This window comes from Streptomyces hirsutus, from assembly GCF_001418415.1.
GTDB lineage: Bacteria > Actinomycetota > Actinomycetes > Streptomycetales > Streptomycetaceae > Streptomyces > Streptomyces hirsutus.
On sequence record NZ_LIQT01000686.1, the window covers coordinates 1 to 6,597 of the forward strand.

The following is a 6,597-nucleotide window of genomic DNA, read 5'->3' on the forward strand; positions in this document are numbered from 1 at the left end:
ACAGATAGGGGCACCCCCCCGCAGGAGATCGGCCTGTACGCCGGCGACCACCGTGGCTACACCGACTACCCGACCCTCGACGAACCCGACGAACAGACTGTCGCCGCACCCCCTTGCCGCCCATGGACCGGGCGGCGGTCCGCGGCGCGCACCTGAAGGGATTCCGGGGCGTGGCCACGCCTCGCTGTCGACGCCGGCCGCGGCCGTCTCCGTCGTCGGCGTGGCTCCCTGGTCAGCGCCCTCCAGGAATTCTCCGTCTCCTCGGCGGCCGGAAGGGGCTGCCGCCAAGGGGTGGAGGTGTCGTTGTCCGGCGTGCAACGCCGCAGCCGTTCCGCCATGACCTCTGCGTCGTCCCGCGCCGAAACGGCCAGGAGGCTGAAGGGGGCCGTGGGCCGAAGTTCGACGCACACCACGGGCCTGCCGGGCCGTACTGCCACAAAGTCCTGCCCACCGGGGTGGCCCCGCGTGCCGACGCACAGCACGCCGGGAATCCAGACGCCGTGCAGAACCACTCCGCGCAGAGCCCGCCACCAGGCGGGCTCCACCGTCACCCGTCGTACGGCCGCCAGCGGCGTGCGCACATTTCCGCGGCGCGCGGCGGCCTTTTCCCACCACGGCAGGCGCACCACGAGGTCGTCGCCCTGCACGAGGATCCGTGCCATGTTCACTCCCTCCCTTCCATCCTCGCCCCAGGCCGGGGGAACGGCACGAAGGACGAGACCGGCCGTGGCCGCCGTCGTCTCTCGCGGACGGCTCGCCTGATCCACTGCGCGTCATGACGCCTGCCGCAGACAACAGAGGCATCGATCCGCGCGGCACTACGCGTCGGGGGCGCGGAGGCCCGCTGCGTCATGCCGTCAGGACGGCTCGGCACAGTGCTACCGCTGGGGGACACCTAGTTCGCGTCCGCGGTAGAAGCCCTCCCGTTCCTCGGCGACGTACGGGGTCATGGCCGCACGCCGCTGTGCCTCCGCCTCGGAGGACCGCCACGCGTCGCAGGCCTCCTGGGAGTCCCAGAACGACACCCCGGTGATCTCCTGTCCGTCCTCGGACCAGTAGGCGTAAGCGCGGCGAAGCCCCTGCGGAGCGGGTTCCGGCCGCCACGCCCTCTCGAAGTCCTCCAGGGTGTCCGGCCGAATGCGCCGCGTCGTCACCCAGACGAAGTGCTCTTCCATCGCAGCCTCCTCCGCACCACCGGTCGGCTCGCCGAACTCTTCGACCACCGTAGGCCCGCGGCACGCTCTCTGCCTGCCTGGGACGCCGGCGCCACCGATCCCGGCTCGCAGGCCAGGTCGCACGGACCGTTTCCGGTTACGGGGCCGACGGCAGACCATGGAAAGGGAGAAGGCAGTGCAGTCGGGGGCGGAAGTCGTCGGCGGTGAAGGCGATGAAGGGTTCGATCCGGCTCGGGAGTGTCCGGGGCCTGGCGCTGCGGGCGCACTGGAGCGTGCCGTTGCTCATGTTGCTCCTCGCGTACGGCCTGGCGGCCCGGACACTGCCCGGGTACGTGCCGGGCCTGGCGCCGGTGGTGTACGCGGTCGCCGGAGTGGCCGGAGCCGTGCTGCTGCTGGCGAGTCTGGTGGTGCACGAGGCCGCGCACGCGCTGACGGCTCGCAGAGCGGGGATATCCGTGCAGGACATGACACTGTGGGCGCTGGGCGGGGTCACTCGGATGGACCAGCCGACGACACCACGGACGGCCTTCCTGGTCGCCGTCAGCGGGCCGCTCGCCAGCCTGCTGCTCGGCGCCGTCGGCATCGGCGCGGCGGCCGCGGTCCCGGCGACGCCGGGCTGGCGGATCCCGGTCGCCGTACTGGGCTGGCTCGGTGGCACGAACCTGTTGCTGGGCGTCTTCAACCTGCTGCCCGCCGCGCCCCTGGACGGAGGCCGGCTGACGCAGGCCCTGCTGTGGTGGCGTACGGGGGATCGCGAGCGGGCTCAGCGGGCGGCAGGACGCGGCGGCCAGGTCGTCGGCATGGCGCTTGCCGTCCTGGGCTGGCTGGCGTTCGCGCGGGGACTGCCGGCGGGATTGTGGCTGATCGTCGTCGGCCTGTTCGTGGCGGGCGCCGCGGCGGCCGAACGCCGGTGGGCCGAGCTGGTCACAGCCCTGCGGGGCGTACGGGTCGGGCAGGCGATGACCACTCCGGTGGTCACCGGCCCCGACTGGCTGACCGTGGACCGCTTCCTTTCCGAGGTGATCGCGCAGGCGGGGCACTCGGTGCTGCCGCTGCTCGACTTCGAGGGTCACCCCAGCGGCGTCGTACAACTGCGCCGACTGGCCGGCCTGCCGTCCGAGAGGCGGGCGTCGCTGCGGGTACGCGACCTCGCGACCCCGCTGTCCCGATGCACGCTCGCCGCACCGGACGAGCTGCTGAACTCCGTTCTGGAGCGCCTCGGCACCACCGGGGTCCTCCTGCCGATCCTCGTGATGGACGACGGCCGGCTGAGCGGAATCATCACCGCGCACGACATCGACCGGTTCCGCCGACACTCGCGGCTTCCGCCGGCGCCCCCCGGGCCGCCGTGAGAACGTTCGGCTTCCGCGTCCGGAGCGATCGGGCATCCTCGCGAGCCCCGTGCGCGGCAGACGTCCTGGGCCGTCGGAAGCGGGACATGATGGGAGTGCAGACGTGTTCCGTGAGGAGGAGTAAGGCATGGCCGGGTCAAGCTCTGGCGGCACCGAGGGCGCGGGGGACGGCAAGTCGCGGTTCGACGACATCTACGACCGGCCGGATCCGCGCGCGTACTTCGGGCGGCTGGCCCCGCTGGAGTACGAGATCCCGCACCATGCCCAGCCGGTCTTCCGGCGGGTCGCCGCCGAACGGGCCGCGCTCGACGACGGCCGGCCGCACAGGCCGGCGGTGCTGGACGTGTGCTGCTCGTACGGGATCAATGCCGCGCTGCTCAACCACGACGTGACACTGGCGGAGATGTACGAGCGGTACACCTCCCCTGCTTGCCGGACGATGTCGACGGCGGAACTGGCGGCACGGGACAAGGAGTTCTACGCCGAGCGGCGCCGACCGGACGCAGTGCCGGCCTTCGGCCTGGACGTCTCGGCACCCGCCGTGCACTACGCGCTCGAGGTCGGGCTCCTGGACGCCGCCTTCACCGACGACCTCGAACAGGGCTCGCCCGGCCCCGGGCTGAACCGCGCGCTCGCCGAGGTCGGCCTCATCACGCTGACCGGCGGCGGCAGCTACGTCACCGCCCGAACGTTCACGGCGCTGCTGGACGGCGTCCGGAGACCGGTGTGGATCAGTACGTTCGTGCTGCGAACGGTGTCGTACCGACCGATCGTCCGGGCCTTGGCCGCACACGGCCTGAGCACCACCGTCGATGCCTCCCGCACCTATCCGCAGCGCCTCTTCACCGACCAGCAGGAACGGCAGTACGCGGTCGCGGCGGTACGGGCGCTGGGCGGCGACCCCGCAGGGCGCGAGGAAGCCGGTCGTTTCCACACCCTGCACTACGAGTCCCGACCCGACACACCATGACAGGTGAGCGGGAAGCACCCCGCGAGCCGTTGGCGCCGCCCACGGGTGAAGCAGCCGAAGGGCGGGACCGGAGCCGCCCGACCGATCCCGGGCCGCACAGTGCGCAGCCGCCTGGAAGGGGCGGAGCTCTCGGTCACCGCACGGCGACCACGTGCACGTCCGTCGGTGCGAGGGCCGTCAGGTAGGCCTCGCTGTCCCCCGGGTCGCTGGTGAAGATGACCGCGCTGCCGTGCCGGGCCGCTGCCGGTGCCACCCGGGCGTCCACCGCGTCCGGACGTTTCTTCGCCGCCAGGGCAGTTCTCCCCAGAGCGGTGCCGATACGCCGCCAATCCGCGAGGTCCGGGCCCGTCGCCCGGGCCAGACACTCCGGACGGCCCGCCTTCGTCTCGCGCAGGGGCGGCTCGGACGTACGGGCCTGAGGGACGGTGCAGTCCTTCAGCACCCCGGACAGGGCGTGCACCAGTGCCGGCAGAGGGCGCCACACCTGGGCGAGGACCGGGCCGAGCACCAGCGCCCGGTGCGGGACCGTGCCCAGTCCCTCGTGGAGAGCCACCGCTTTCGCCTTGCGGTCGGAGAGTGCGATGAGCATGCCGGTGTCGTGGACCGGCACCCGTGCGCTCACTCGACGTGTCCCGGACGGCATCGGAGACCGAGTCATAGGTGATCACGGTGATGTGCCTCGCTTTCTGTCGCTCGCCAGGCCGGCATACGGGCGGATCGCTTCGGCGCCTGCCAGGTCCCGTTCACCCGACCGCGCTCGCTTGACCCTGCCGCGACGTCAACGTCTCTACTGGGGGCATGCGGATCGGAGAACTCGCCACGGCCGTCGGTGTCACCACGCGGACCGTGCGGCACTACCACCATCTGGGGCTGCTGCCGGAGCCGGAGCGGCGGACCAACGGGTACCGGGACTACACGCTGCGGCACGCCGTCGTGCTGGCGCGGATCAGGCGGCTGACCGAGCTGGGGCTCGGGCTGGCCGAGGTGCGGGACGTGCTCGCGGACGACGCCGGCAAGGACCTCGTCGAGGTGCTGACCGAGCTGGACGAGGACCTGGCACGGCAGGAAGCGGCGGTCCGGGACCGCCGGGCGCGGCTGCGGACCCTGCTGGAGACGGAGGGCGGGCTGACCGCCGAGGGGCCGGTCTCCCCCGAACTGGCCACGCTCTTCCGGGAGATGCCGGACGTGTCCGGTTCGCCCATGGCCGCCAAGGACCGGGAGATGCTCGCGCTGATCGAGACGACGGCGACTCCGGAGGAACGGGAGCGGTTCACGGGTCTGTTCAGCGGTGTGATGGGCGCGCCGGGCGGGATGGAGCGGGCGCTCGACGCGTACGCGCTGCTCGACGCGCTCGTCGACGCCGCGCCGGGCGATCCCCGGGTGGACGAGGCCGCCCACGCCCTCGCCGCGTGTCTGCCGGCCGCTCTGCTGCCGGACGACGTCGCCGTCGACCAGGACGACAGCTTCCTGCGGGCCTTCTACGCCGATTTCGCCCCCGCCCAGGCGGAGGCGATCCGCCGGACCCTGCGGATCGTCATGGAGGGCGGGCGGTCATGAGGGCCGTCAGAGGCGGCTGGGTTCTCGCCCGGCACGAGCTGCGGCTGATGGTGAGCCTGGTGCTGTGGCTGGCGCGGCGGACGCATGGCGTCGGGGGCGGGACGACGCCCTTCGGGTACGCGCGGGGCCAGGGTGCGATCATGTTCGGGTTCGCGTTCGTGTGCGTGGTCGAGACAGTGGTGTTGTCCGTGCTGCTGCTGGACTGGCCGACCGTGCACGCGGTGGTGCTGTTCCTGGACGTGTACACCGTCGTGTTCGTCGTCGCGCTGCACGCGGCGGGCGTCGTACGTCCCCATGTGCTGGACCCGGACTCGGGCACGCTGCGGATCCGCCGGGCCGTCCACGTCGACCTGCGGATACCGCTGGAGCGGATCGCCTCCGTACGGCGTGAGCTGCGGATGAGCCACGAGCGGGCCGACGGGGAGCTGAACGTCGAGGTCGGTTCGCAGACCACGGTCACGCTGGAACTCACGGAGCCGGTCACCCACGTCGCCTTCTTCGGGCGGCGCCGGGAGGTGCGCGTCGTCCGGTTCCACGCCGACGAGCCCGACGCCCTGGTCCGGGCGCTGACCACGGGGCGGCGGGCCGATCGGGCGCAGGGCCCGGCACCGTACCCTGGCGGCTGAGTTCTACCGTGAGGAGCAACGCGTGCTTGTCCTGCTGCCGCCGTCCGAAGGCAAGGCCGCTTCCGGCCGCGGCGCCCCGCTGAAGCCGGAGTCCCTGTCGCTGCCGGGGCTGGCCGGCGCCCGGGAGGCCGTTCTCGCCGAGCTGGTGGACCTGTGCGCCGCCGACGAGGACAAGGCGCGCGAGGTGCTGGGGCTGAGCGAGGGGCTGCGGGGCGAGGTCGCGAAGAACCTGGAGCTGCGGACCGCCGGGGCCCGGCCCGCGGGGGAGATCTACACCGGGGTGCTGTACGACGCCCTGGACCTGGCCTCCCTCGGCCCGGCCGCCCGGCGCAGGGCCGCCCGCTCGCTGCTGGTGTTCTCCGGGCTGTGGGGTGCGGTCGCGGTCACCGACCGGATTCCCTCCTACCGCTGCTCGATGGGCGTACGGCTGCCGGGGCTCGGGGCGCTGGGCGCGTACTGGCGTACGCCGATGGCCTCGGTCATGCCGGAGGCGGCGGGCAGCGGTCTGGTGCTGGACCTGCGGTCGGCCGCGTACGCGGCGGCGTGGAAGCCGAAGGGGGAGGTGGCCGCCCGTACGGCGACCGTGCGGGTGCTGCACGCGCCGACCCGGAAGGTGGTCAGCCACTTCAACAAGGCGACCAAGGGGCGGATCGTCCGCGGTCTGCTGACGGACGGGGCCGCGCCGGAGGATCCCGCCGCTCTGGTCGAGGCGCTGCGGGATCTCGGGTACGTGGTGGAGGCGCGGGCGCCGGGCCGTGCGGGGACGCCGTGGGCGCTGGACGTGCTGGTGGACGAGGTGCACTGACGACCACCGGAAACTCCACACGTTGCACGCTCCGCAACACCCTTTGCGCAGGATGCTTCGCCGTGGGCAGGATGACGCCATGAGCTCATCCCTGCCCTCCGCTCCCCCGCCC

7 protein-coding genes are annotated in these 6,597 nt (G+C 72.7%); 5 read left to right on the forward strand and 2 right to left on the reverse strand.

Translation table 11 applies throughout. The features are described 5' to 3' along the window. Positions 1-878: 878 nt before the first annotated feature. Positions 879-1,175: an antibiotic biosynthesis monooxygenase gene (locus AOK11_RS37410; RefSeq protein ID WP_055598076.1), complete on the reverse strand. Its 297-nt coding sequence runs from the start codon at positions 1,173-1,175 to the stop codon at positions 879-881. Positions 1,176-1,387: 212 nt separating this feature from the next. Between AOK11_RS37410 and AOK11_RS37415 the strand changes: the two genes are divergently transcribed. Both AOK11_RS37415 and AOK11_RS37420 read left to right on the forward strand, forming a co-directional pair. Next, positions 1,388-2,527: a M50 family metallopeptidase gene (locus AOK11_RS37415; protein WP_055598082.1), complete on the forward strand. Its 1,140-nt coding sequence runs from the start codon at positions 1,388-1,390 to the stop codon at positions 2,525-2,527. A 127-nt stretch (positions 2,528-2,654) separates the two neighbouring features. Then, positions 2,655-3,497: a hypothetical protein gene (locus AOK11_RS37420; RefSeq protein WP_055598077.1), complete on the forward strand. Its 843-nt coding sequence runs from the start codon at positions 2,655-2,657 to the stop codon at positions 3,495-3,497. Between the two features lie 133 nt (positions 3,498-3,630). Here AOK11_RS37420 and AOK11_RS37425 read toward each other — a convergent pair whose 3' ends face one another. Further along, complete coding sequence (locus tag AOK11_RS37425) at positions 3,631-4,119, reverse strand: hypothetical protein (RefSeq protein ID WP_206189011.1); 489 nt, start codon at positions 4,117-4,119, stop codon at positions 3,631-3,633. Positions 4,120-4,295: 176 nt separating this feature from the next. Here AOK11_RS37425 and AOK11_RS37430 point away from each other — a divergent pair, with 176 nt between their 5' ends. Genes AOK11_RS37430 through yaaA form a run of 3 tightly spaced genes read left to right on the forward strand, consistent with a single transcriptional unit; the run spans position 4,296 to position 6,485 of the window. Then, positions 4,296-5,054: a MerR family transcriptional regulator gene (locus AOK11_RS37430; protein WP_055598079.1), complete on the forward strand. Its 759-nt coding sequence runs from the start codon at positions 4,296-4,298 to the stop codon at positions 5,052-5,054. Further along, on the forward strand, positions 5,051-5,680 hold the full coding sequence (locus AOK11_RS37435; protein WP_055598080.1) for a hypothetical protein: 630 nt from the start codon (positions 5,051-5,053) through the stop codon (positions 5,678-5,680). The genes AOK11_RS37430 and AOK11_RS37435 overlap by 4 nt, the downstream gene beginning before the upstream one ends. A 22-nt stretch (positions 5,681-5,702) precedes the next feature. Further along, complete coding sequence (gene yaaA, locus AOK11_RS37440) at positions 5,703-6,485, forward strand: peroxide stress protein YaaA (protein WP_055598081.1); 783 nt, start codon at positions 5,703-5,705, stop codon at positions 6,483-6,485. Positions 6,486-6,597: the final 112 nt, after the last annotated feature.

Coding starts and splice junctions, on each gene's coding strand:
- AOK11_RS37410 (WP_055598076.1), bottom strand. CDS start 1,175: ATGGAAGAGCACTTCGTCTGGGTGACGACGCGGCGCATTCGGCCGGAC.
- AOK11_RS37430 (WP_055598079.1), top strand. CDS start 4,296: ATGCGGATCGGAGAACTCGCCACGGCCGTCGGTGTCACCACGCGGACC.
- AOK11_RS37420 (WP_055598077.1), top strand. CDS start 2,655: ATGGCCGGGTCAAGCTCTGGCGGCACCGAGGGCGCGGGGGACGGCAAG.
- AOK11_RS37415 (WP_055598082.1), top strand. CDS start 1,388: ATGAAGGGTTCGATCCGGCTCGGGAGTGTCCGGGGCCTGGCGCTGCGG.
- AOK11_RS37435 (WP_055598080.1), top strand. CDS start 5,051: ATGAGGGCCGTCAGAGGCGGCTGGGTTCTCGCCCGGCACGAGCTGCGG.